Origin of the sequence: Microbacterium sp. oral taxon 186 str. F0373 (assembly GCF_000411455.1) — a bacterium.
Classification (GTDB): Bacteria; Actinomycetota; Actinomycetes; order Actinomycetales; family Microbacteriaceae; genus Microbacterium.
Genome location: NZ_KE150457.1, coordinates 748,474 through 773,189, shown reverse-complemented (window position 1 = coordinate 773,189; position 24,716 = coordinate 748,474). Strand labels below are relative to the sequence as shown.

General features: G+C 69.9%; 19 protein-coding genes. 9 read left to right on the top strand and 10 right to left on the bottom strand.

The features are described from left to right. Window positions 1–16 precede the first annotated feature (16 nt). Both HMPREF1529_RS03555 and HMPREF1529_RS03550 read right to left on the bottom strand, forming a co-directional pair. Window positions 17–1,843, bottom strand: a complete 1,827-nt coding sequence (locus HMPREF1529_RS03555) for a cation:proton antiporter (protein ID WP_016463718.1) — start codon at window positions 1,841–1,843, stop codon at window positions 17–19. A 7-nt stretch (window positions 1,844–1,850) separates the two neighbouring features. Continuing rightward, window positions 1,851–2,855 carry a malate dehydrogenase gene (locus HMPREF1529_RS03550; protein ID WP_016463717.1) on the bottom strand — a complete coding sequence of 335 codons (1,005 nt, stop codon included), beginning with the start codon at window positions 2,853–2,855 and terminating at the stop codon, window positions 1,851–1,853. Window positions 2,856–2,899: 44 nt separating this feature from the next. On the opposite strand from HMPREF1529_RS03550, the gene ypfJ reads away from it, so the two are divergent. The 3 genes from ypfJ (at window position 2,900) to HMPREF1529_RS03535 (ending at window position 6,550) form a co-directional block, all read left to right on the top strand. Then, window positions 2,900–3,769 (top strand): KPN_02809 family neutral zinc metallopeptidase, encoded by an 870-nt coding sequence (gene ypfJ, locus HMPREF1529_RS03545; protein WP_005054508.1) that lies wholly within the window; start codon window positions 2,900–2,902, stop codon window positions 3,767–3,769. After that, the gene (pip, locus tag HMPREF1529_RS03540) at window positions 3,766–4,743 is read left to right on the top strand and encodes a prolyl aminopeptidase (protein WP_016463716.1); all 978 of its coding nucleotides are present in this window, start codon (window positions 3,766–3,768) and stop codon (window positions 4,741–4,743) included. The genes ypfJ and pip overlap by 4 nt, the downstream gene beginning before the upstream one ends. 214 nt (window positions 4,744–4,957) lie before the next feature. Next, window positions 4,958–6,550: a DEAD/DEAH box helicase gene (locus HMPREF1529_RS03535; protein WP_005054512.1), complete on the top strand. Its 1,593-nt coding sequence runs from the start codon at window positions 4,958–4,960 to the stop codon at window positions 6,548–6,550. Here the strand turns inward: HMPREF1529_RS03535 and HMPREF1529_RS03530 are convergent, their stop codons facing one another. From HMPREF1529_RS03530 to HMPREF1529_RS15325, 8 genes are all read right to left on the bottom strand, one after another. Next, a complete protein-coding gene (locus HMPREF1529_RS03530; protein WP_016463715.1) occupies window positions 6,551–8,248 on the bottom strand; it encodes a GMC family oxidoreductase in 1,698 nt (565 codons plus the stop codon). Further along, window positions 8,245–10,026, bottom strand: a complete 1,782-nt coding sequence (locus HMPREF1529_RS03525) for an aldehyde dehydrogenase family protein (protein WP_005054515.1) — start codon at window positions 10,024–10,026, stop codon at window positions 8,245–8,247. The genes HMPREF1529_RS03530 and HMPREF1529_RS03525 overlap by 4 nt, the downstream gene beginning before the upstream one ends. Window positions 10,027–10,142: 116 nt before the next feature. Then, window positions 10,143–10,403: a glutaredoxin family protein gene (locus tag HMPREF1529_RS03520; RefSeq protein WP_005054517.1), complete on the bottom strand. Its 261-nt coding sequence runs from the start codon at window positions 10,401–10,403 to the stop codon at window positions 10,143–10,145. Next, window positions 10,400–11,533, bottom strand: a complete 1,134-nt coding sequence (locus HMPREF1529_RS03515; RefSeq protein WP_005054519.1) for a glycosyltransferase — start codon at window positions 11,531–11,533, stop codon at window positions 10,400–10,402. The genes HMPREF1529_RS03520 and HMPREF1529_RS03515 overlap by 4 nt, the downstream gene beginning before the upstream one ends. Window positions 11,534–11,666: 133 nt before the next feature. After that, window positions 11,667–12,806, bottom strand: a complete 1,140-nt coding sequence (locus tag HMPREF1529_RS03510; RefSeq protein WP_005054521.1) for a polysaccharide deacetylase family protein — start codon at window positions 12,804–12,806, stop codon at window positions 11,667–11,669. Window positions 12,807–12,963: 157 nt separating this feature from the next. Beyond that, window positions 12,964–13,314 carry a hypothetical protein gene (locus tag HMPREF1529_RS03505; protein WP_005054523.1) on the bottom strand — a complete coding sequence of 117 codons (351 nt, stop codon included), beginning with the start codon at window positions 13,312–13,314 and terminating at the stop codon, window positions 12,964–12,966. 22 nt (window positions 13,315–13,336) lie between these two features. After that, complete coding sequence (locus HMPREF1529_RS03500) at window positions 13,337–13,798, bottom strand: adenylyltransferase/cytidyltransferase family protein (protein ID WP_005054525.1); 462 nt, start codon at window positions 13,796–13,798, stop codon at window positions 13,337–13,339. A 97-nt stretch (window positions 13,799–13,895) separates the two neighbouring features. After that, entirely contained in the window at window positions 13,896–16,034 is a 2,139-nt protein-coding gene (locus HMPREF1529_RS15325) for a glycosyltransferase (protein ID WP_016463714.1), read from the bottom strand. Between the two features lie 262 nt (window positions 16,035–16,296). Here HMPREF1529_RS15325 and HMPREF1529_RS03485 point away from each other — a divergent pair, with 262 nt between their 5' ends. The 6 genes from HMPREF1529_RS03485 to HMPREF1529_RS16035 all read left to right on the top strand — a co-directional run. Then, window positions 16,297–17,286: a glycosyltransferase family 2 protein gene (locus HMPREF1529_RS03485; protein WP_005054532.1), complete on the top strand. Its 990-nt coding sequence runs from the start codon at window positions 16,297–16,299 to the stop codon at window positions 17,284–17,286. After that, the gene (locus HMPREF1529_RS03480) at window positions 17,283–18,014 is read left to right on the top strand and encodes a CDP-alcohol phosphatidyltransferase family protein (RefSeq protein ID WP_005054533.1); all 732 of its coding nucleotides are present in this window, start codon (window positions 17,283–17,285) and stop codon (window positions 18,012–18,014) included. Before HMPREF1529_RS03485 ends, HMPREF1529_RS03480 begins: the two co-directional genes overlap by 4 nt. Before the next feature lies 1 nt (window position 18,015). After that, window positions 18,016–18,927, top strand: coding sequence for a glycosyltransferase family 2 protein (locus HMPREF1529_RS03475; protein WP_016463713.1), 912 nt, complete (start codon window positions 18,016–18,018; stop codon window positions 18,925–18,927). Between the two features lie 66 nt (window positions 18,928–18,993). After that, a complete protein-coding gene (locus HMPREF1529_RS03470) occupies window positions 18,994–19,647 on the top strand; it encodes a DUF4352 domain-containing protein (protein ID WP_232212042.1) in 654 nt (217 codons plus the stop codon). A 252-nt stretch (window positions 19,648–19,899) separates the two neighbouring features. Beyond that, the gene (locus tag HMPREF1529_RS03465; RefSeq protein WP_016463711.1) at window positions 19,900–24,417 is read left to right on the top strand and encodes a PKD domain-containing protein; all 4,518 of its coding nucleotides are present in this window, start codon (window positions 19,900–19,902) and stop codon (window positions 24,415–24,417) included. Next, window positions 24,323–24,716 (top strand): PKD domain-containing protein (locus HMPREF1529_RS16035; RefSeq protein WP_036282684.1); only part of this gene is annotated, 394 nt, incomplete at its 3' end. The genes HMPREF1529_RS03465 and HMPREF1529_RS16035, both read left to right, overlap by 95 nt.

The following is a 24,716-nucleotide window of genomic DNA, read 5'->3' as shown; positions in this document are numbered from 1 at the left end:
CGCGAGCCGATCCGGTTCAGTCGTCGGGGTCGCGTCGCAGCTGGATGCTGAGCTGGTCGGCGTCGAGCTGCGCGAGAGCGTGTCGGAGCGTTGCGGAGGAGTATGACCCCTCGCTCGACACGTCGACGAGACGCTCGCGCATGGCCTCGATCAGAGAGATCCGCAGGTCGATGACACTCGCGGTGCTGATCTCGGGCGCCTCGATCGGAGGGCTGCTCATGCGCTCGGCGAGCTTGGAGAGCACCTCGGGCGGAAACGGCTGGCCCGAGGAATCGGCGAGCCCGGGTGTGCGCAGGTGCGCCAGCGCGGCCTCCCGCAGCTCGTCGGCGAGACGCTCGGCCTCCTCGCTGCTACTGCCGTCGCCGGCGGCCGACGGAATGCGCAGCACGCGGATCACCCACGGCAGACTGAGGCCCTGGACCATCAGACTCACGAGCGCGACGACGAAAGCGATGAGGATCAGGAGCTCGCGGGCGGGTGTCGTCTCCGGGTCGAGCGTCTGCGCGGCGGCGAGGGTGACGACGCCCCGCATCCCGGCCCAGACGATGACGACGCCCTCCTTCCAGCCGAGCGGGGATGCCTGGTAGTAGTCCATGTCGTTCAGGACGCGTCCCACGCGGGCGCGCACACCCTCGACCCGGCGCTGAGCGGACGCCGCATCCGGCGTGCGCTGCGCCCATCGCCGCGCGACGCTCCCCGCCGCACGACCGGTCGTGCGGCGGACGAGTCCGCCGCGGCGCGGCGCCGGGTTCGGGTTCTCGCCCGGTTGCGGGCGCAGGTCGCGGAGGTCGCCCTTCTCGACGTCGAAGGCGTCCAGCCGATCGCTGAAGGCCTGCAGTCTGTCGCGCTGCATCCGGCGAGCGCGACGACCGATCAGCGTCACCAGCCCCGACACATACAGCGCCCGCACCGCGAGCACGATCGCGAGGGCGGCGAGGGCGAGGCCGATCCCCACGCCCACACCGCTGTGCTTCTGGACGTTGGCGCTGACGATGTCACGCAACTCCAACCCCATGATGAGAAAGACCGCGCCCTCCAGCAGCAGCTCGAGTGTGTGCCAGTTCAGCTCGTCCGACACGCGCTGCTCGGGCGTCGACCATCGGGCGGCGCCCTGGCCGGCGGTGATGCCGGCGGCGACCGCCGCGACCAGTCCCGACCCGCCGAGGTGCTCCGTCGGCAGGTAGGCGACGAAGGGGACGATGAAGCCGACGGCGGTGTTCGCCACCGGCTCGCCGATCCACCGCCGCACCCGCAGGGTCAGCAGGCCCACCCCGACGCCGATCACGACCGCGACGAGCACGCCCCAGGCGAAGGCGCCGATCGTGCTCCCCAGCGAGAATCCTGCTGCGGATGCCGCGACGGCGCTGCGCAGCAGCACGAGCGCCGTCGCGTCGTTGAGCAGGCTCTCGCCCTCGAGCATCGTGATGACGCGCGGGGAGATGCCCAGTTTCTTCGCGATGGAGGTGGCCACGGCATCCGTGGGGCTGACGATCGCGCCGAGGGCCACCGCGAGGGCGAAGTTCAATCCCGGGATCGCGAAGAAGAACAGCGTTCCCAACGCGAGGGCGCTGATGACGACGAGGACGACCGCGAGTCCGGCGATCGGCACGGCGTCGCGGCGGAACTCGATCGCCGGCAGGCGCACCGCAGACGCGTACAGCAACGGGGGCAGGATGCCGACGAGGATCAGCTCCGGGGGCACCGAGAACTCGGGCAGCAGCAGTGAGGCGACGAGCCCGATCGCGACGAGGATGAGCGGGCCGGCGACACCCAGTCGGCGAGCGAGGACCGTCGAGACGCCGATGACCGCGATGCCGGCGATCAGCCACGTGAGGTCGGTCACGGTCGGCTCAGATCACGCCGAGGGCCCGCACCGCGTCGCGCTCGGCGACGAGCTCGGCGACGGAGACGTCCAGGCGGGCGCGGCCGCGAGCGTCGAGGTCGAGCCCTTCCACGACGCGGAAAGCCGTGCCATCGCTCGTGACGGGTGCCGAGGAGTACAGCCCCGCCGGCACCCCGTACTCGCCGTGCGACAGCACCGCCGCCGAGGTCCACTCGTTCGCCGTGCCGTGGACGAGATCGTGGACGTGGGAGATCGCGGCGTTGGCCGCGGAGGCCGCCGAGGACGAGCCGCGCACCGAGATGATCTCCGCCCCGCGCCCGGCGACGCGGGGCACGAAGACGTCGTCGAGCCAGGATGCCGCGGCATCCGCCCCGCCGAGCTTCTCCGCCAGCGCGTCGAGCACCGGACGGCCCTCCACGCTCGCGTGCGCCACGTCGGGGAACTGCGTCGCGGAATGGTTGCCCCAGATCGCGACGCCCCGCAGCGAGGCCACGGGCGCCTCCAGTGCCGCGGCGAGCTGGGCGAGGGCACGATCGTGATCCAGGCGGGTCAGCGCCGCGAAGCGCTCGCCGGGGATGTCGGGGGCGGCCGCAGCGGCGATCAGCGCATTCGTGTTGGCCGGGTTTCCCACCACGACGACGCGGATGTCGGCGGCGGCGACCTCGTTGAGAGCCGCGCCCTGCGGTCCGAAGATGCCCGCATTGGCCGCGAGGAGATCGGCACGCTCCATGCCGGCGCCGCGGGGGCGCGCCCCCACCAGCATCGCGATGTTCGCACCGTCGAAGGCGACGCGCGGGTCGTCGGTGATCTCGACATCGGTGAGCAGCGGGAACGCGCAGTCCTGCAGCTCGAGCGCCGCGCCCTCCGCGCTCTTCAGGCCCTGCGGGATCTCCAGCAGGCGCAGGCGCACCGGGTGATCGGGCCCCAGCATGGCGCCGGCGGCGATGGTGAACAGCAGCGCGTAGCCGATCTGTCCGCCGGCTCCGGTCACGGTGACGGTCGTGGCATCCATGCCTCGAGCCTACGGCGACGCGTCACGGGACGGTACGGTGAGGCATGACCTTCAACAGCAATGCAGAGCTGGGAGGCACGACCGCACGGCGACGAGGCCGCGGGGGAGGCACCGCAGCCGTCGCCGGCGGCGGTCTCGCCGGGCTCGGCGGCATCGCCGTGCTGCTGCTCATCCTCTTCACCGGCGGCGACGTCACGAGCCTGCTCGGAGGCGCCGGCGGCACCGCGCAGGACTCGGCGATCCAGGGTTGCGACACCGGAGCGGACGCCAACGCGAACGACGACTGCCGCCTGGTCTTCGGCCAGAAGGCGCTCGACGGGTACTGGTCCACGCACGTGCAGGGCTATCGCGCGCCGCAGCTGATCATCGTCGATGGCGCCGCCTCGACCCGCTGTGGCACCGCCTCGAACGCGACGGGTCCGTTCTACTGCCCGCCCGAGGAGACCATCTACGTCGACCCGACGTTCTTCGGCGTGCTGCGCAGCCAGTTCGGCGCGCAGGCCGGCAGCCTCGCCCAGCTGTACGTCCTCGCCCACGAGTACGGTCACCACATCCAGCAGCTGACCGGCATCATGGATCGCTACCCGAACGACGGGACCGGCCCGGCCAGCAACGGGGTGCGCACCGAACTGCAGGCCGACTGCTACGCCGGCGCGTGGATCGCCGACGCGACGGAGGCGAAGGACGCCAACGGTGTCGCCTACCTCCAGCGGCCCACCGACGCGGAGCTTCGCGATGCGCTGGATGCCGCGGCCACCGTCGGCGACGACAACATCCAGGCCCAGTCGGGCCGCGTGAACCCCGAGACCTGGACCCACGGCTCGAGCGCCCAGCGGCAGCGCTGGTTCACGGCGGGCTATCAGAACGGGCTCGGAGTCTGTGACACCTTCTCGGTGTCGGGAGGAGAACTGTGAACGGCCCCGCCCACCTGGACGACATCCTCTACCCCGACATCGAGCCGTACGAGAGCGGATACCTGCTGGCCGGCGACGGGCAGCGCGTCTACTGGGAGCAGTCCGGCAACCCCGACGGCAAGCCGGTCGTGTTCCTGCACGGGGGTCCCGGTTCGGGCACCTCCCCGTGGCACCGGCGGTTCTTCGACCCGGAGAAGTACCGGATCGTGCTGTTCGACCAGCGCGGCTGCGGGAAGTCCACGCCCCACATGAGCGCGCCCGACGCCGACCTGCGCTTCAACACCACCTGGCACCTGGTCGCCGACATCGAGCTGCTGCGACGCAACCTCGGCATCGAGACGTGGCAGGTCTTCGGCGGCTCGTGGGGCTCGGCGCTCGCGCTGGCCTACGCCCAATGCCACCCGGATGCCGTGAGCGAGATCGTCCTGCGCGGCGTCTTCACCCTGCGGCGGCACGAGCTGGAGTGGTTCTACGAGGGGGGCGCCGCGGCGATCTTCCCCGACCGGTGGGAGAGCTATCTGGCACCGATCCCCGTCCTGGAGCGCTCGCGGCTGATCGAGGCGTACCATCGCCGGCTCACCGACCCGGATCCCGCCGTCCACGAGCCGGCCGCGATCGCGTGGACCACGTGGGAGATGTCGACGCTCACGCTGCATCCCGACCCGGACCTCGTCGCCTCGATGACCGATGCGGCCACCGCCGTCGCGTTCGCGCGCATCGAGAACCACTACTTCATGCACGGCGGGTGGTTGCGCGAAGGACAGCTCATCGACGACGTCGGCGCGATCCGCGGCATCCCGGCGGTCATCGTGCAGGGCCGCTACGACATCTGCACGCCGATCATGACGGCGTGGGACCTGCACCGGGCCTGGCCGGAGGCGGAGTTCGTCGTCGTCGACGACGCCGGCCACGCGGCATCCGAGCCGGGCATCGCCCGCGCCCTGCGCGCCGCGACCGACCGCTTCGCGGGCTGAACGCTCCGCGAGTCGACCGCTCCGGGGGAGCGTCGGGGCGCGGACTGATAGGCTGGGGGTACTTGCTGCGCCGAACTGGCGCGCTCGCGTCGTAGAACGCTTCCCTCGCCGCCCGGTTCTGACCGGATGATCGGCTGACATTCTTCGTACGGCGACCCTGTGCGCATCCGCGCAGAGGCCACCGATCCGGGCCCCCGAGCCCAGAAACACCACCATGTCTGACATCACTTTCGGCGCGCTCGGCGTGCCCGCCCCCCTGACCGACGTCCTCGCGAAGGAGGGCAAGACCACCGCCTTCCCCATCCAGGTCGACACCCTGCCCGACACGCTCGCCGGTCGCGACGTGCTCGGCCGCGGCAAGACCGGCTCGGGCAAGACCCTCGCCTTCTCGATTCCGCTCGCGGCCCGCCTCGGCGGCCCGCTCGCCGGCGGCACCCGCCGCTCCGGCCGCGTTCTCGGGCTCGTGCTGGCGCCGACCCGAGAGCTCGCGACGCAGATCAACGCGACCCTCGAGCCCCTGGCGGCCGCGTACGGCATGACGACCACGACGATCTTCGGCGGCGTCAACCAGAACCGTCAGGTCGCCGCGCTCAAGGCCGGCGTCGACATCATCGTCGCCTGCCCCGGCCGTCTCGAAGACCTCATCTCGCAGGGCTTCGTCAAGCTGGATGCCGTGGAGATCACCGTCATCGACGAGGCCGACCACATGGCCGACCTCGGCTTCCTGCCCTCGGTCACGCGCATTCTCGACAAGACCCCGCGCGACGGCCAGCGTCTGCTGTTCAGCGCGACGCTGGACAACGGCGTCGACAAGCTCGTGAAGCGGTTCCTGCAGAACGAGGTGCTCCACTCGGTCGACGAGGCGAACTCGCCCGTCGCCGCGATGACCCACCACGTGTTCCACGTCGGCGGGGTTGAGGAGAAGAAGGAGCTCGTGCGTACGCTCGCCTCGGGCACCGGCCGTCGCATCCTCTTCATGCGCACGAAGCACCACGCCAAGAAGCTCGCGCAGCAGCTGACGTCGCAGGGCATCCCCTCGGTCGACCTGCACGGCAACCTCTCGCAGCCCGCCCGCGACCGAAACCTCGCCGCCTTCAGCTCCGGTGCCGCCAAGGTGCTCGTCGCGACCGACGTCGCGGCGCGCGGCGTGCACGTCGACGACGTCGAACTCGTCATCCATGTCGACCCGCCCATGGAGCACAAGGCGTACCTGCACCGCTCGGGCCGCACCGCCCGCGCCGGCGCCGAGGGCTCGGTCGTCACACTCGTGCTGCCCGGTCAGGAGAAGGACGTCAAGGACCTCCTCCGCAAGGCGGCGATCACCGCGACCCCCGTGCCCGTGACGCCGACCTCGCCCCAGGTCACCGCGCTCGTCGGCGAGGTCGCCCCCTATGTCGCTCCCGCGCCGAAGGCCGAGCAGCCCGGCCGTGGCCAGGGCGGCGGCGGTCGCAGCCAGGGTGCCAACGCGCAGCGCAAGCGCGCCGCGCGCGAGGGCGCCCAGAACGGTCAGGGCGCCAGCCGCGGCGGTCGTGGCGGACGCGGCGCCGGCCAGGGCGGTCAGGCGGGTCAGGGTCAGCCCCGCGGCGACCGCGCCGCGCGTGCCACCGCGGAGCGCGCGGCCGCGGGACGCGAGCAGCGTCCCGCCACCCGTGACCACCGCGCGGCGGCGCAGCCCGCGGCATCCGGCAACGCCCGCACCGCCGGCCGTCGTGCCTCACACACCGGGGGCGCCGGCGCCACCGGCGGCAAGCTCATGGTCGGCTCGGTCGTCCGTGCCAACGGCGGCCAGCGCCGCTCCGGTCGCTGATCACCCGACCGGCCACCGATCCGCTCCGCGGGGGACGGGACGCGCGTCGTCTCCGACCCCGCGGATGAGGTCCGCAGCGCGCTCGCCGATGATGATGGTGGGCGCGTTCGTGTGCCCGCGGATGACCGTCGGCATGATCGACGCGTCCGCGACCCGCAGGCCGTCGACGCCCCGCACCCGCAGGTCGGAGTCGACGACGGATGCCGCGTCGAGCCCCATCCGCGCCGTCCCGACCGGATGGTAGAGCGTGTGGGAGTAGCGCCGCAGTGACAGCTCGATCCGCTCCGCCGCGCTCATCCGCTCGCCACCGACCGGCTGCACCCAGCCGCCCGTCGTCACGGCGCGCAGTGCCGGGGCCTCGATGAGGCGCTCGCACTCCGCGAGGCCGGCGCGCAGGGTCTCGGCGTCGATGCCTTCCGGATCGGTCAGATACGCGGGATCGATGATCGCGGCATCCGTCGGGTCGCTGGAGGCGAGGCGGATGGTGCCGCGACTGCGCGGCTGCAGCAGGATCGCACCCACCGTGATGCCCTCCGCGGGCGGCGGCACCAAGCCTTCGCCGACGTACGGCGCCGTCGCGAAGATGATCTCGATGTCGGGCAGGTCGGCGGGGGCGTCGGTGCGATCGGCCACCGCCGTGCGCACGAAGCCGTACGCTTCGGCGACGTTGGAGCTCAGCATGCCGCGCCGGGCGCTCAGGTAGCGGGCGAGCTGAGCGGGCCGGCGCGCTCCGTAGAGCGTTCCCCCGCGCGCCGCGGGCGCGAGACCGGCGACCAGATGGTCCTGCAGATTCTCGCCCACCTGCGGCGCGTCGACGCGAACGCGGATGCCGTGGGAGGCGAGGTGGTCGGCGGGCCCGATGCCGCTCAGCATCAGAAGCTGCGGGGTGTTGATCGCGCCGCCGCAGAGGATGACTTCGCGACGGGCACGGGCGTGCCGGGTGATGCCGCCGAGGTCGACGTAGACGCCCGTCGCCCGCGGCGCCGCATCCGTGTCGTCGTCGGCGAAGGTGACCCGCCGCACCAGCGCATCGGTGAGCACACGCAGGTTCGGGCGCCTGCGCGCCGGGCGCAGGTAGGCGTCGGCGGTCGAGGCCCGGGCTCCGCGATGCTGCGTGACCATCGTCTGCGAGAAGCCCTGCCGTGTCGGGAGGTTCGCCGGAGTGACCGGATGCCGCAGCTCCCGCGCCGCCTGGAGGAACGCGGCCGTGTGCGGTCGGGGGTCGCGCTGGTGCTCGACGGGCTGCGGCCCGCCGGTGCCCTGGGTGGCATCGGCGGCGTCCTGGGTGGCCTCCGCCCGTACGAAGTACGCGGCGAGGGCGTCCCACGACCACGTGTCGCCGGCGGCCTCCGCCCACGCGTCGTAGTCGGCCGCGAACCCGCGGATCCACATCATGGCGTTCAGCGATGACGATCCGCCCAGGGTCTTGCCGCGCGGCCAGTAGATCGTGCGCCCCTCGAGCTCCCGCTGGGGGACCGTGTCGTAGTTCCAGTCGTAGCGACCGCGGAACAGCGTCGAGAATGCCGCCGGCACGTGCAGCTCGAGGGCGGCATCGGTGGGGCCGGCTTCGAGCAGCAGCACGCTGACGGCGGGGTCTTCCGTGAGTCGGGCCGCGAGCGCGGCGCCCGCCGAACCCGCTCCGACGATCACGTAGTCGGCGTCGGGGGCGCCGCCCGTCGCCGCCCGTCGCGGGCTCATGCGCCGAAGGCCTTGACGAGGGTGAGCGCCATCTTGGCCGGATTGCCGTCGATGCGGAAGCGGGTGAAGCCCTCGCAGACGGCAGCGCCTGTGCGCGACGTGACGAACCACGGCGGCTTCGGCAGCACCGACAGCCCGTAGCCCCGCATCGCCGAAGACGCCGAGCGGGGGAACGGTCGGAAGGGTCCCCGCACGACCGTGCGTTCGACGTGGTCGAGCAGCAGGGCGTTGTGCACGACACCCATGCCGCTGGGCGCGTCCTCGAGGGTGCCGCCGGGGAAGGCGCCCCAGGTGGCGGTCGGTGTGAGAAAGCCGAAGGCCGTCCATGCGTTGACCGCGACCGTGCCGTAGCGGAGGTCGGCGAGCGCCCTCTCGAACCCGTCGCCCAGAGCCTTCTGCGTCTCGGGATCGATCAGCACGTTGGCGCCGAGGGTTCCCACGAGGCGCTCGTTGGCATGCGCCACGGCGTTGTCGAGGAACTCCTGGCCCGTTCCGCGCAGGGCCACCACCCCGAGAACCGGCGAGAAGTACTCCGTCGTCTCGAGGGCCCCGGCGTCGGCCGGGCTCGTTTCGACGAGGGCGCGCGTGCCGCCGCCGCACCACGCGGCATCCGGGTAGGAGGTGCGGGCCGCGTCGAGCTTTCCCTGACTCTGCGGGTACCAGACCGGACGGGACGGCGCCCTGTCGTACGCGGCGCGCAGCTCATCGAGGAACGCGTCGCGCTGCTCCCAATCGTCCGAGAGCAGCACGACCTGCCCGGCGATGCAGTTGTGACCGCTGTTGTGCAGACGCATGGTGACGACATACTCGGCCTGGAAGCGCAGGTCGGCGTTCGACCACCTCCCCGGCACGATGATGATCGGCGAGACGCCGCCCAGTTCGGCCGTGATCGGCTTCTTCAGCAGCGGCCTGCCGTCGCGGCGGCGCCGTGTGGCGGCACCGGCGGCGGCGGGGGTGTGCGACGGGCCCCAGACGATGGAGCGGAACGTCGCCTCCGACCCCGTGATGTGGACGTGGTCGATCTCCGGATGCTGAGTGAGATAGGCGCCGACGTCGCCGCCACCGCGGACGATCCGCAGGAATCCGGGCTCGATGAGCGGTGCCAGCGCCCGCTCGAAGACGGACACGAGCGCGTCCTGCGTCGGATTGACCTTCAGCATTGCGACACGGTTGGACGCCAGCAGTTCGTACAGCACATCGAGGTAGGGGATGGAGGTGATGTTGCCGGCACCCAGCACGAGCCCGACGCCACCCGCGCTCGCCGGATCGAGCTGGCCGAGCCCCGCCTCCCGGCGGGCCGTCGCGGCATCCACCCCCGGCTGCAGCCAGACCTCGGTGGCGTAGCCCGACAGCAGCAGGGCGTCGGTCGCCGACAGCGGCGAGGTGTGCACGACGGTGCGGTCTCCGGGAGCCGCGCCGATGCGGACACCGTCCAGCGGCGAGCGTCCGACGGCGAGAGCCCGGAGCGTGTCGGCGTAGGCGTCGAGTGCGACGATGGCCGCGTACGGGCCCGACAGCCACTCCTCGCCGCGGAGCGGGTGTCCGGGGGCGAGGCCCTTCGACACGGATGCCGTATCCGCCCATTCCGCTGCGACCGCGGACGTCGCGACGCGCACGCGCTGCAGCAGCGTGCGCCGCTGGGCGAGAGTGAGTGCGCGCCACGTGCGCTGTCCTGTGCGCAGAGCCGTGATCGCGGCATCCAGATCGGCGCGCACGTCATCGGCGAGGGTGGGCGCGACTGTGGACCGTTTCGGTGCGCTCGGAGCGTTTGCGGTCACGGCGTTCTCCTTCGAAGCGGTGGTCGCGCTCGCGCGCGGGCCTCCAGCTTACGACCGGATGAGACGCGGTTCCCGAAAAGGTGCGACGCGATGTCGCGTCGTCTCGCCGACGCCCCTCAGATGAGGGAGAGCTCGCGCAGCTTCGCCTCGACGTCGGCGTTGGTCGGCTCGACGTGGTGGGAGGCGTCGGGGTAGACGACGACGGGGATGTTCGTGCGACCGGAGATCTCGCGGGCGACGTCCGCAGCGGCGGGGTCGGCGACCAGGTCGACGTAGGTGTACGGCACACCGAGCTCGTCGAGCTGCTTCTTGGTGCGGACGCAGTCGCGGCACCAATCGGCACCGAACATCGTGATCTGGGTGTTCTCGGAGGTCATGATTCCAGCGTACGCTCGGCCGCGCGGGTGACGCCCCGGGTCGCCACCCGGGAGGTGGACTTGTTCTTCGGGGCGTAGACCCAGAGCGCGTGGTAGACGAAGCGCACCACGAACGCCGCGGCGAGTGTGATCGCTGCCGCCAGGACGCTCGGGATGTGCGCGCCCTGCACGAGCAGCGGGATGATCGGGATGCGGACGACGGCTTCGACGTTGTTGAAGGCGAACGACTTGAGGAAACGCACCCACATCTGGCCGGACTCGGAGCGCATGTCGGCGAAGACGAGGTACTCGAGCAGCAGGAAGTTGCCGATGATCGTCACTTCGCTCGCGATGATCGCGGCCGTCAGGTAGTTCATGCCGAGGTGGATCAGGCCCCACATGATCACCAGGTTCGCGATCGCCCCGACACCGCCGACGAGGGCGAACGCCGACATGCGGCCGAAGCGCAGCATCGCCAGCTGCGTCAGGAAGCGCATGCCCTGGCTGAAGGTGGCCTTGGACTCACCGGCGAAGCGGGTCGCGAACGCGAACGGGATCTCGCCGATGCGCATCTGACGGCGCGCGAGGATCTCGAGCAGGATCTTGAATCCGCGCGGGCGGAGGTCGTCGAGATCGACGGTGTCGCGGTCGACGAGGAAGAAGCCGGTCATCGGGTCGGTGCAGCCGTGGAGCTTCCGCGGGAACATCGCCTTCGTCAGCAGCGTCGAGGTCCGCGAGACCGCGGTGCGCGTGGCGCCGGCGAGGCCGCCCGCCGTCCCGCCAGCGACGTAGCGAGAGGCGACGACGATGTCGACGTCGCCGAGGGCGGCGCGGTCGAGCATGCGCGGGATGTCCTCGGGCGGATGCTGCAGGTCACCGTCCATGACCAGGCACCAGCGGGCCTGCGCGTTGCGGAAGCCCTCGAGCACGGCGCCGCTGAGTCCACCTTCGGGTTCGTCGCGATGGATGAGGCGCACCGGGAAGTCCGTGGACGCGGCGACGGCCTGGATCGTCGCGGGCGTGTCGTCGGTGGAGTCATCGACGAAGACGACCTCGAAATCGACGTCGTCGAGGGCCGCACCGATGCGGCGGACCAGCTCGGCGACGTTCCCGCCTTCGTTGAAGGTGGGAACGATGACGGAAAGATCCATGGGGATGCGCTCGCGATCGGTCAGGGACAGAACCGTTTCAGCCTACCGAGGCGGAGTTGGGCAACTCCTGTGCGTGCTCTGTCAGTTCTTGCTGGCTCCCGCTCATCTTCTGGCTCCCGCTCACCGACGGTCCTCAGCCGATCTGCTTCTTGAGAGCGTTGACGCCCATGCCGTAGTTGATGCGGACGCACGGGAGGGTGAGCTTGTCGCTGCCCACCGACACGTAGCCCTGCTCGATCGTGCGGGCCATCTCGAAGCCCGCCTGGCGCAGGCCCTCGTGCGAGGTCTCGTTGTTGTGCCCGTACGGGTACGCCATCACTTCCTTGACTCCGCCGAGCGCGGTCGCCGAGGCGGTCATGTCCGCGGCGATCTCGGGAGCGGTCAGGTTCACCATCTGGCCCTTGCCGTTGGCTCCCGCGTGATGCATGTCGTGCGTGTGGGATCGCTGCAGGATGAACCGGTTCTGTGCCGGCACCCCCGAGCCCGTGATCACGAAGGAGGTCGCCATGAGCTGGAGCTGCTCGTTGATCGGCGAGGCCATCGTGAGCCAGCTCGGATCGGCGTCGTCATCGGTGATGATCACCGCATGGTCGGGCAGGTAGAGCGCTCCGTCGATGAACGCGCTCAGCTCGTCCCAGGTCGGCAGATAGAAGGACTGATCCTTGATGTACTGCATCTGGGCGCGGTAGTCCTCGATGTAGGAGTAGTTGCCGCGGAGCCACCCCTGCTCACCCTCGGGCTTGGCCGTGAACTGGTGGTACATGAGGATGGGCACGCGCGCCTTGGCGGCGGTCGCGGCATCCGACGTCGTCCAGGCTCCGTAGAGCTTCTGCTGGTGGGCGGTGCAGGCCACCGGTCGTGATCCGTTGACGCGCGTCGCGGGACTGCCGGCATGTCCGGCCGGGTCGGCGGATGCCGAGGCCGCTGTCGCCGCGTCGGCGTACCAGCCCGCGAAGACGCGGCCGGCCATCCGCGGGATCGGCAGGTGGTCGTACAGGCGGTCCTGCACCTGCAGCTGCGGGTCGAGCGCCACGCCCTCGATGTCGAAGCTGACCGCGCACGCTCCCGGAACATCGGCATGCGCCGCCAGGAGTGCTTCGGATGGGGTGAGCGGAGTCGGGGTCGGTGAGGGCGTGTGCGTGACCGGCCTCGGCGACGACGTCGCGGCATCCGTGTTCTCCGTGGCGCAGCCGGCGACGGCGAGTGTCGCGGTCAGCACCAATCCGATGGCGAATGTGCGAACGAGGCCGCGGTGGCGATGCACGAAACCCATGAAAACAACCCCCAAGGTGGACGGCGCGCCCCCGCGCCGCGCTCATCCTAGGGGGACAGGGTGTCACGCAGCAGAAATGACCGGGTGGGCGGGGGTTTTCTTCGACTTTCGTCGCAGATTCCCGCCGCTCGGGGGGTCTGCCGCGTCCTCCGTGACGTCAGGCCGCCGAATCTCCTTCGGCTACACCGCGGATGCGAAGGGCGCGCCCCGCCATCTCGGTGATCCGGAAGGCCGTTGCCTCCGAGGGTGTGGCCTGGTCGAGCGGTAGCACGCGAACCGGGATCTCGGTGCCGCTTACGGTCAGCACCCCCAGATCCCTTCCGTTGATGATCAGCGAATACACGCGGGGCCGGGGTGCCCTTGTCTGCTGTGCGACGGGCAGCCCGCCGACACGAGGAAAGAGCATTCTTGTGGCGCGCGCCCGCACCGGGTCTTCACCCTCGGCGCTGCGCGCAGGTAGCAGCGCGATCACCTGGCCGACGAAGAGGTCGAGAGCATCCCGCGTCATCGAAGGGCTCCCGCGCGAGCGATCATGCGGACCCGGAGCGCGCGGCGCGCCGTTCTTCGCCGGCGACGACAGCCGCGTCGAGGGCGCGGCGAAGCTTCGTGCTCGACGTGTGGGCGGTGTAGGGGAAGTACACGACCTCCACTCCCACGGCGGCGAACTCGTACTCGAGGCGCGCGCCCTTCTCGGTGCCGCGCCAGTCGTCGCCTTTGAAGAAGTGCGTGAACCTGACCTCGCGCCAGACGTCGAGCTTGTCGGGCACGACCTCGATATGGACGTCGTCGACGTAGCGGAGGTTGCGGACGATCTCAGCGCGTTCCGCGGTCGGGACGAACGGTTCGACGCCCTTCACCGCCCGCAGCATCTCGTCGCTGACCACGCCGGCAATGAGATAGTCGCATTGCTCCTTCGCGTGACGCAGCACGTTCAGATGTCCGATGTGAAAAAGGTCGAACGCCCCCGCGGCATAGCCGATGCGAACAGTCATGTGCCCCCCAGCAACTGACCTTCAAATCGGAGCCCCCGCTCCGATCCGAGCCCCCCGGCTCGATGCGGGTCCCCCGACCCACACACGCGACGATACTCTATCGGCGGCCTCTTGCGGCGCGCCGGAATGCGGCGAGGTGGGCGGAGGCCGCTTCGTCCCAGCCTCGAGCGGACAGGTCCGGCAGACCCGTGCGTGATCGCGAGGCCTCCCACGCCCGGTGAATGTCCTCGGTCGAGAGAGTGCCGGTGTAGACATGCACCCATCCGCGGCCGACCTCGTCCGCGAGAGCGCGATTGACCTCGTTCTCCGGCAGCAGCACGGCGCGGCCGAGGGACAGCACGGCGAGAGCGGTCCCGCTGTTGTGCATATGCCGGTAGGGGAGCACGACGAGCTCGGACGAGGTGATGGCGTTCACCATCTCGGCATCCGAGAGGAAACGCGCATCGATCGTCACGCGGGCATCGTCCCGCGCACGCTCGTACAGCGTCTGGATCAGCTCATCGGAGGATGCCTTGCCCGCCACGTGCAGCGACAGGTCGGCGCGGTCGCTGCCTACGAAGGCGTCGACGAGGTCTTCGACCCCTTTGTACCGGCGGATGAGTCCCACATAGAGGATGCGACCGGGCGTCGGCTCGGCGGTCGGGAAGCGCTCGTACCAGTTCAGGTAGTGGCCGTGCCGGATCGTCGTCGTCGCGATGCCGGGCCGTGCGGGCGTGTGGTCATTCAGGTGTATGTCGAGGCGCGTGAGGGCGTCGATGCGATCCAGGATGCGGTGGTCGACACGGCTGATCCCCTGAGGGCGTTCGAGGTTGTGCAACGTCCGCACGACGGGGGTGCAGCGCAGGCGCCATCGGGCGACGGTGAGCGCGGTGAGGCAGCGACGGGTCAGGCGACCGATGCCCTTGTGGCCCCCGACGAGCAGCTCCGGCCAGTGCACGTGCACGACGTCGTACCGGCCGAGCAGCGCCTTCCGGTAGTCGAATGCGGACACCTCGGCGTCCCGCGACCGGCGAAGTGCCCGGTAGAGCTGGGTGATATACGGATTGGTCGTGTCCTTGGGTTCGCGGAACGACTCCAGGATCGCCAGCGGGCGTGCGCGGTCGTCGCCGGAGGCGGAGGGGGTCGGAGCGTCCGCGGTCGCACTCGCCGTCGCGCGGTCGTACCAGCCCTGGACGATCGCCGGGAGGCGGGTCACCGACCAGCGGTCGGTGGGCGTCCCGCCCGTCGCTGCAGCGCGGAGCACCTGCTCGGCGATCGAGCGCGGCACATCGCCGGAAATGTCGGCGACGAAACCGTTCGGCTCGGCGAGTACCGGGGGGCCGCCGAGCGGCAGGCAGACGACGGGGCATCCGATCGAACTCGCCTCGGCGACCACCCAGCCCGCTTGGTCGTGCATCGACGGGAAGAGGAAGACCGTCGCCGTGCGCATTGCCTCCCACAGGCGGTCTCTGTCGACGTGACCGTGGAACCGCACGCGCCCGTTGACTCCGCGGGCGGCGGCCCGACGCTCAAGTCGGCGCCGGTCGTAGCCGTCTCCGTAGATCTCGAGCGTCCAGTCGGCGAGCTCCGGGCGGCCGACGGCGTCGATCGCGAGTGCGGCGCCCTTCCAACCGAGGAGCCGTCCGGCGAAGACGGCGGTCTTCTCATCGATGACGGCGGCTCGCGGCGGCAGGGCGGTGAGGCACGCATTCGGTTCGACGACCGTGTGCGCGCCGTGGCGGCGAAAGTAGTCGGCGACCTGCGGGTTCTGCGCGACGACGACGCTCGACCGGCGCGCCGACGGAAGGCCGCCCCATGCCCGTAGTGGCGTCGTGAACACGGCGCGGGCGAGCTCCGTGAGCGTCCCCCGGGGGCCGAGCCAGCGAGCGAGGCGCAGGATGGGAAGGCCGCTCGATCCGCCGACGGGACCCCACACCAGCGGAACGCCGCGGAGTCGGGTGAGCCCGGCCGGCATCCAGTCATTCGCGAACGTGACGTGGTGGGCGACGTCGAAACCGACCCGGGCGTGCCACGTGACGGCCAGGCGCGAGATGCCGCGCTGCCAGAGGAGATAGAACCAGTAGAGGTCCCAGGACCGCCGCTTGAGCCTGACGATCCACGGGGCAGGGTCGTGATAGATGACGTGCAGGTGCTCGCGAATCTGGGGCTGAGTGGCGAGGGCGTCCTCGATCATGGTCCGGAACCGCGGGCGCGTGAAGACCCACACGTCGCTCGTCTGTGCGGCGGCGACCGCCATCTCCCATCCGGCGCCCGCCTCAGGTCCGGAGTTCGGCCCGCACGCGTAGGCGCTCAGGAGGACTTTTCGGCGCGGGTGGTGCTGCTCCGATGCCCCCGATTCGCCCCGATCGCCGCCCGGTATGTCTGTACGATCCATGCCCGTCCCCCAACGTCGCCAGGAAGCCTACTCGACACGGAGTGTTCAGCGAGGCGGGTGAAGGCGCCATACTGTTCTCAGGGGATGGGGTCTCGGGGCTCCGTGAGTGCGTCGGGGGGCGTCGATGATCAGTGCGTATCCACGCGTCGTCATCGCCATCCCGACGTATCGACGGCCGCATGACCTCACGCGGCTTCTGACCGCGCTGCCTCCCGTGATCGAGCGAGCCAGCGGGTTGTGCGCGTCCGTCGACGTGCTCGTCATCGACAACGCCGGGGATGCCGCCGCGATCGCCGACGCGGGTGACGTGCCCGTCCGCTATGTCCGCGAAGTGCGCCGGGGTCTCGCCGCGGTGCGAAACCGCGCGCTCGACGAAGCGGCCGACGCGGACATCCTGGTGTTCATCGACGACGACGAGACACCCGCCGAAGAGTCCTGGCTCGAGCGCCTCCTGGCCGCGCAGCAGTCGTCCGGCGCGGGTGTCGTCGCGGGACCGGTGCGCACCGTCGTGCCGGGCGGACTCGACCGCTGGATCGTCGCGGGCGGCTTCTACGCCCGCGCACATCGGCAGGGCCTTCGTACCCTCGACCCGATCGGCTCGGCGGCATCCAACAACCTGCTCCTCCGGCTCGCCGACGTGCGCCGGGTCGGCGCGCGATTCGACGAACGGTTCGGCAGATCGGGCGGAGAGGACTCTCTGTTCACTTCGCAACTGCGTGCGGCGGGAGTGCTGATGGTCTGGTGCGCGGATGCCGTGGTGCTCGACCACCTGCCCGCCGAGCGGAGGACGCGGGAGTATGCGCTCGCGCGCTCGCGGGGGATGGCGGCCGCAGGCACACGGGTCACCGCGGTCCTGGCTGGCCCTTCCCGGGCGCGGCGTGGGTACGTCCGCGCGTCTGCCGCCGCCATCGGCTCCACGCGTCTCGTCGTCGGGGCGCTGCGTCGCATCGTCGGATGGCTGACGGGCTCTACCCGATCCGACGCACGCGGCGCACGCGACATCGCGCGCGGTCTCGGTGCGTGGGAAGGAGCCGTGGGAAGGAGCCGGCACCTCTACGGCGACGACATCGGCAGCACTGAGAGCATGAGCAGCGAGAGGCAGGGCGCAGCGTGACGGCGACGACGACGCAGGGGTTCCGAGAGACGATGAAGAGGCTGCGGTCCGCTCAGAAGGGTCACGCGCGAGGCGCTCCCGCCTACTCCGTCTACGTGAACCGCCGAATCGGGCGGGTGCTGGCTGCCCTTGCGCACGGCTGGGGGCTGACGCCGAATCAGGTCACCGCCGTCAGCGCACTGCACACCTTCGCCGCGATCGTGCTGTTGGCGACGGTGCCGGCGAGTGCGTGGCTCGGCATCCTCGTCGCCATCCTGCTGGTGCTGGGGTATGCGTGGGACTCCGCCGACGGCCAGGTCGCACGCCTTCGCGGGGGTGGCAGCATCGCCGGCGAGTGGCTGGACCACTTCGTGGATGCGGCGAAGATCAGCTCCCTGCACCTCGCCGTCGCGATCGGCTTGTTCCGGTTCGTCCCCGATCTTCCGCCTGTCATCCTCCTGGTGCCGCTGTGGTTCTCGGCGGTGGCGACGACGACGTTCTTCGGGATGCTGCTGAACGACCTGCTCAAGGGTGCACGAGGTATCGCCTCCACGCACGTCCGCGGCGGGGGCACTGCGCGGCGCTCGCTGCTTCTCCTGCCCACCGACTTCGGGGTGCTGTGCCTGAGCTTCGCCCTGTGGGGCACTCCCGCGTTCCTCTACGTGTACGGCGCGCTCGCGCTCGTGAGCACCGTGTTCCTCGCGGCGGCATCCGTCAAGTGGTTCCGCGATATGCGCCGAGCCGGTTGACGTGGACACATCGAGACCGCTGGGGCTGGTCGTCGTGAACTATGGATCGGCCCACCTGCTCACCGACAACCTCGTGGCGTCGGCGGTGCGGGCACGTGCGGATGTCGTGGTCGTGGTGGACAACCCGACCGGTCCTGACGAGCGCGCACGGGTGCGCGAGCTGGCACGACGTCACGAATGGCGGGTCGTCGAGCCGGATCGCAACCTCGGGTTCGGCGGGGGTGTCAATGCCGGCGTTGAAGCGGCCCTCCGTGCGGGGGTGCGCGATCTGGTCGTGCTGAACCCCGATGCCGTCCTGCTCCCGGGGTGCGTCGAGCAGCTGCGCGCTGCTGATCCCACGCACAACACAGTCTGCGCGCCACGTATCCTGACGAGCGCGGGAGCCACGTGGTTCGAGGGCGCCGACGTCTATCTCGACGACGGCATCACGCGCGGTAGGGCCAAGCGTGAGCGCTTCGCGGGGGCCCGGCGCTGGGAGTGGCTGACGGGCGCGTGCCTCTGGATCCCCGTCGAGGTCTGGCGGGCGACGGGGGGCTTCGACGAGGAGTATTTCCTCTACTGGGAGGACGTCGACTTCTCGCGGCGAGCAGTCGACGCGGGCGCCGGACTCGCGGTGGTCTCGGGGGCGCTCGCCGTGCACGACGAAGGCGGCACCCAGGGGCGCGCCGCGGGGGCAGCAGCGAAGTCGGAGAGCTACTACTACTTCAACATCCGCAACCGCATGCTGTTCGCCCGCAAGCACCTCGCCGTGAACGATGCTCGAGCGTGGGGACGAACGATATGGTCCTCGGCACGTGAAGTCCTCCTTCGCGGCGGGCGCAAGCAGTTCCTCACCTCGGCGGCACCGTGGCGAGGGGGAGTGCGCGGGGTGCGAGCTGCGCTTCGCCTTCGCGGCCGCCGGGGCGAAGGCTAGGATCTGCGGATGATGAAGGGGGCGGATGTGTCTGAGGGTGGCTCGGAAACAAGCGCGGGGAGCGGCATGGAGACGTCGAGTGAAGCGGTCGCGCGCGCACGACGGAACCGGACGCTGATCGGCGGGGCGGTCGCCATCGCGGTCGTCGCCGTCGCGGTCGCCATCGGTGTCATCGCCGCGCAGAACGGTGCATCCAATGCGGGATCGCCCCCGCCGGCGAACACGACCGGATCGGCGATGTCCGCGGGGACATCGCCGACCGCCTCAACCTCGGCGGCGTCCCATCCGGAGACGACGGCACCCTCTGATGCATCCGAACGATCGACGCTGCCGCCGGTTCCGCTCGATGGCATTGCCGAGGTGCCTGCTGGCGCCGGCGTACGGGTCACCTCCATCGATGCTGTCGAGGGTGAAGCGGTTGTCCCGGGTGAGATCGCCGGTCCTGCGTTGCGCGTGACTGTCGAGATCGACAACTCCTCCGCGGACGCCATCGACCTACGCACCGCGACCGTGACGCTGGCTTATGGCGACCCCCTTCAGCCGGGCAACCCGATCTCGAAGCCCGCGGGGGCATCGTTCCCCGACACCGTCGAGCCCGGGCAGAGTGCCTCGGGGACGTTCGTCTTCGAAGTGCCGAAGGACCAGCGTGATCGGGTGCAGATCGCGGTCGACCTCTCGATCGACGACCCGATCATCGCATTCGAGGGTTCCGTCGGCTGAGTCGCCGAGCGACGCGCCTTCACCCGCGATTGCTCGGCGCGCCGTCTTGCCCTAGGATGGGCCCGACCCTATGGGGTGGGTCAATTCGCACGTCGTATGGGGACAATGGTCGCCGTGCGTCTTTCCGGGGGGAAATTCGTGTCCGTTGTGACGTGGCGCCGTCGCGCCTTTGCCGCAGTACTCATCTGTTCCGCGGTCGTTGCCGCCTCATTGACGGCACCTGTCGCTGCCGTCGCGGCGGACGACCCAGCGGTGGCCACCACCGCTGATTCGCCGGCGCCGCTTCCTGACACGGTCTCGGCAGATGCGCTGCCCACGCTCCAGCTGGACAACGGCGTCGTGTGGGCACAGACGATCGTCGGCACGACGGTCTATGCCGCGGGTCAGTTCTCCAACGTCCGCCCCGCGGGGGCTGCGGCGGGCCAAAGCCTCACGTCGCGCGGCAACATCGTCGCCTACGACGTCACGACCGGTGCGCTGGTGAGCTCCTTCAGTCCGTCGTTCAACGGTCGGATCAACGACGTCGCGGCCTCGCCGGACGGCAAGAAGCTCTACGTGACCGGTTCCTTCAGCCAGGTCGACGGCCAGAACCGCTCGCGCTTCGCCGTCATCGACCTCGCCAGCGGGGCCGTGCTGCCGGGGACGTTGAGCCTGAACAACATCGGCAAGACGGTGTACGCAACCGCCGATGCCGTTTACGTCGGCGGCTACTTCACCGCCGTGGGCTCGACCCAGCGCATGCGCGTCGCCAAGCTCTCCCCGACTGGCACCTCGGTGCTGCCGTTCGCAATCCCGGTGGACAACGGGCAGGTGCAGAGCATCGTCGCGGACCCGAGCGGCACACAGGTGGTCATCTCGGGCAACTTCACGACCGTCGGCGGCAGCGACAACCCGGGATACGGCCTCTACCGCGCGGACGCTCAGTCCGGCGCCGGACTCCCGCTCGGCGTGAACTCGGAGATCCGCGACGCCGGCGAATCGTCAGGCATCATGTCGCTTGCGACCGACGGCACGAAGTTCTACGGGACGGGCTGGCACTATGGCGGAGGCGGAAACCTCGAGGGGACCTTCGCCGGTAGCTGGGCTGACGGCAGCCGTGTGTGGATCGAGGACTGCCACGGCGACACCTACGACATCGCCGTCGCTAACGGCGTCGCCTATTCGGCGAGCCACAAGCACTATTGCGGCAACAGCGGAGGCTTCCCTCAGACGGATCCGTGGAGCTTCAACCACGCGACGGCGTGGACGACGGATGTTCGCGGCGTCAACACGGCCGACATCTACGGCTACCCCGACCACCCGGGCACGCCGCGCCCGGAGCTGCTGAACTGGTTCCCGCAGACCACGCCCGGAAGCTACACCGGACAGGGCCAGGCGGTCTGGTCGGTGGCGGCCACCAGCGACTACGTCGTGTACGGCGGGGAGTTCCCCAGCGTCAACGGCACCAAGCAGTACGGCCTCGTGCGTTTCGCGAAGCGGTCGATCGCGCCGAACAAGCAGGGACCGCGGCTGTCGAGCACGGCATGGGACCCCTCGGTCATCTCCTTCTCGTCGGGCCGTGTGCGGCTGTCGTTCGGGACCAACTGGGACCGCGATGACTACACGCTGACCTACCGGGTGTACCGCGACTCCGAGTCGTCGACGCCGATTCTGGAGAAGCAGATCGGCGCACCGTTTTGGGCGCCGCAGACCACGACGATCGACGACACCGGCCTGGAGCCGGGCAGCTCGCACCGCTACCGCGTGACCGCCACGGACCCGTACGGAAACGTCGCGAAGTCGTCGTGGATCACGGTGGCGGTCTCCTCCGACAACCTCTCCGCGTACGCGCAGTCGGTCATCGACGACGGTGCTCAGAACTTCTGGCGCCTCAGCGAGACCTCGGGAGCCGGCGTCATCGACTGGGCCGGCACCTCCCCGCTCACCCTCGACGGCACCTACACGCGCGGCGCGAGCGGAGCCGTCTCCGGCGATACGAACACGGCGACCACGTTCGCCGCCGCATCCGCGGGCACCACCGCACGCAGCGCCGCGCCGAACACCTTCACTGTCGAGGCGTGGGTCAAGACGACCTCGACCTCCGGCGGCAAGATCATCGGTTACGGCGACGCTGCGACCGGAAACTCCAGCAGCTACGACCGTCACGTGTACATGACCGACGATGGGCGCATCGTGTTCGGCGTGTATCCGGGTGGAGTGCGCACGGTGACCAGCGCATCGGCCTACAACGACGGTACGTGGCACCACATCGTCGCGAGCCTCGGTGCCAACGGGATGAACCTCTACGTCGACGGGTCACGCGTTGCACAGCGGGCGGACGTCACCTCCGGGCAGTCCTTCACCGGCTTCTGGCGCGTCGGCGGCGACAACATCAACGGGTGGGACTCTCAGCCATCGTCGTCGAGCTTCGCGGGCGACATCGACGATGTCGCGGTGTACCCGACGGTCCTGCCCGCGGCGACGGTGCGTGCGCACTACGTCGCCGCCGGTGGAACGTCGACCCCTGTGATCGCCCCGGCCGACGCCTACGGCGCCCTCGTGTTCAACTCGTCGCCGGAACTCTACTGGCGCTATGACGACACAACCGGAGCAACGACCGCGGATTCGTCGGGCAACGACGTCGCGGGTGTGCTCGACGGCGACTATGTGCGCGGCGACGCGGGCGCGCTCGCGGGCGGCGTCGGCACCGGCATCCAGTTCCGCCAGACGACCTGCCAGTGGTGGCAGATCGGGTGCACGTCCACCAACGGTGGAACAGCGGCCTCGGCGATCGCCTACGCCAACCCCACCGTCTACTCGGTGGAGACCTGGTTCAAGACGACTTCGACCCGCGGCGGTCGGCTGATCGGGTTCAGCGGCAACCAGAAGGGCGGATCGGGCGCCTACGACCGCCACGTCTACATGCAGGACGACGGACGGCTCGTGTTCGGCACCTGGACCGGCCAGACCAACACCATCACCACTGCGACGGCGTACAACGACGGCACTTGGCACCACGTGGTGGCCACGCAGGCCTCCGACGGAATGCGCCTCTTCGTCGACGGCGTCGAACGCGGCACCAACCCGCAGACGGCGGCGCAGGACTACACGGGCTACTGGCGCGTCGGTGGCGACACCACGTGGGGATCCTCCTCCGCGAACCTGATCGGGACCCTCGATGAGACCGCCGTGTACAGCCGCGAGCTCAGCACCTCGGAGATCGCCGCGCACTACGCGCTCGGTAAGGGTGAGTCGATTCCGAACCAACCGCCGGTGCCGATGATCTCGGCGACCACGTCTGATCTGACGGTCTCGGTGGATGGATCGGGTTCGGTGGACCCGGATGGGGCGATCGCCTCGTACGTCTGGGACTTCGGCGACGGACAGAGCGGGGCGGGCGTCACGGCTTCGCACGCCTACCCGGGCGCCGGCACGTACACGCTCTCGCTGACGGTGACGGACGATGACGGCGCCTCGGCTCAGACGACTCAGCAGGTCGTCGTGGTCGCACCGAACGTGCCACCGACGGCAGCGTTCACCGCATCCGTCGACGGTCTGACGGTCTCGGTCGACGGCTCCACGTCGACGGACAGTGACGGATCGATCGTGTCGTACGCATGGGACTTCGGCGACGGCGCGACGGCAACGGGTTCCACTGCGTCTCACACCTACACGGCCGGCGGAACGCGCGCCGTCACCCTCACGGTGACGGATGACCGCGGTGCGACGAACGTGAAGACGAGCTTCGTCGATCCGGTGACGCCGAATCAGGTTCCGGTGGCGGGGTTTGTGTCGTCGGTGTCGGGGTTGTCGGTGTCGGTGGATGGTTCGGGATCGTCGGATGCTGATGGTTCTGTGGTGTCGTATGCGTGGGACTTCGGTGACCAGTCGACGGGTTCGGGTGTGACGGCGTCGCATGCGTATGCGGCGGTGGGGACGTATTCGGTGACGTTGACGGTGACAGATGATCGTGGGGCGACGGCGACGAGTGTTGCTTCGGTGACGGTGACGTCTGGTCCGGTGGTGGCGGGGCCGTTGTTCTCGGACACGTTCGCGCGTCAGTTGGCGTCGGGGTGGGGTTCTGCGGATGCCGGTGGTGCGTGGACGTTGCGCACGGGGGCGATGCGCTTCTCGGTGGCCGATGGTGTCGGGAAGGTGTTGTTGCCGAAGGCGACGGCGGTGGCGGCGGATACGGCGGTGCTGGATTCGACGGCGACGCGGTTCTCGACGTCGTTCTCGGTGGACAAGCCGAACGAGGCGATGTACATCGGTGCGGTGACGCGTCGTGTGGCTGATGATCAGTACATGGTGCGCATTCGTGTGGGTGCGGACGGGACGGCGCGGTTGAACGTGCTGCGGGGGACGTCGACGACGATCGGTGCGGCGGTGGAGACCGGTGTGGTGATTGAGCCGGGTGCGTCGTATCGGTTCGTGGTGGATACGTCCACGTCGGCGGGTGTGACGTCGATTTCGGCGAAGGTCTGGAAGGACGGTACGCCGGAGCCGGGTTGGCAGGTCGAGCGGACGAACAACGTCGCGGCGTTGCAGGTGGCCGGTTCGGCGGGTGTGTACGCGTACATGCCCAACACTGCAGGTGGCCGGTTCGGCGGGTGTGTACGCGTACATGCCCAACACCGCGGTCAACGTTCCCGCGACCCTCACCTTCGACAACCTCACCGTCACCGACCTCAACTCGGTGCCGACCTCCAACCAGGCCCCCACGGCGGCGTTCACGGCCACTCCCTCAGGACTGACCACCGCCTTCGACGGCTCCACGTCGACGGACGGTGACGGATCGATCGTGTCGTACGCATGGGACTTCGGCGACCAGAGCACGGGCACGGGCGCGACTGCGTCGCACGCCTATGCGGCGGCGGGCACATACCAGGTGGTTCTCACCGTGACGGACGATCGTGGGGCCACCGGCACCAAGGCGTTGGCGGTCACCGCGACGGCACCGGTCGATCCTCAGCCGAATCAGGTTCCGGTGGCGGCGTTTGTGTCGTCGGTGTCGGGGTTGTCGGTGTCGGTGGATGGTTCGGGATCGTCGGATGCTGATGGTTCTGTGGTGTCGTATGCGTGGGACTTCG

Coding starts and splice junctions, on each gene's coding strand:
- HMPREF1529_RS03520 (WP_005054517.1), bottom strand. CDS start 10,403: ATGACCTCCGAGAACACCCAGATCACGATGTTCGGTGCCGATTGGTGC.
- ypfJ (WP_005054508.1), top strand. CDS start 2,900: ATGACCTTCAACAGCAATGCAGAGCTGGGAGGCACGACCGCACGGCGA.
- HMPREF1529_RS03515 (WP_005054519.1), bottom strand. CDS start 11,533: ATGGATCTTTCCGTCATCGTTCCCACCTTCAACGAAGGCGGGAACGTC.
- HMPREF1529_RS03470 (WP_232212042.1), top strand. CDS start 18,994: ATGGAGACGTCGAGTGAAGCGGTCGCGCGCGCACGACGGAACCGGACG.
- HMPREF1529_RS03505 (WP_005054523.1), bottom strand. CDS start 13,314: ATGACGCGGGATGCTCTCGACCTCTTCGTCGGCCAGGTGATCGCGCTG.
- HMPREF1529_RS15325 (WP_016463714.1), bottom strand. CDS start 16,034: ATGGCGGTCGCCGCCGCACAGACGAGCGACGTGTGGGTCTTCACGCGC.
- HMPREF1529_RS03485 (WP_005054532.1), top strand. CDS start 16,297: ATGATCAGTGCGTATCCACGCGTCGTCATCGCCATCCCGACGTATCGA.
- HMPREF1529_RS03535 (WP_005054512.1), top strand. CDS start 4,958: ATGTCTGACATCACTTTCGGCGCGCTCGGCGTGCCCGCCCCCCTGACC.
- HMPREF1529_RS03510 (WP_005054521.1), bottom strand. CDS start 12,806: ATGGGTTTCGTGCATCGCCACCGCGGCCTCGTTCGCACATTCGCCATC.
- HMPREF1529_RS03530 (WP_016463715.1), bottom strand. CDS start 8,248: ATGAGCCCGCGACGGGCGGCGACGGGCGGCGCCCCCGACGCCGACTAC.
- HMPREF1529_RS03500 (WP_005054525.1), bottom strand. CDS start 13,798: ATGACTGTTCGCATCGGCTATGCCGCGGGGGCGTTCGACCTTTTTCAC.
- HMPREF1529_RS03550 (WP_016463717.1), bottom strand. CDS start 2,855: ATGGATGCCACGACCGTCACCGTGACCGGAGCCGGCGGACAGATCGGC.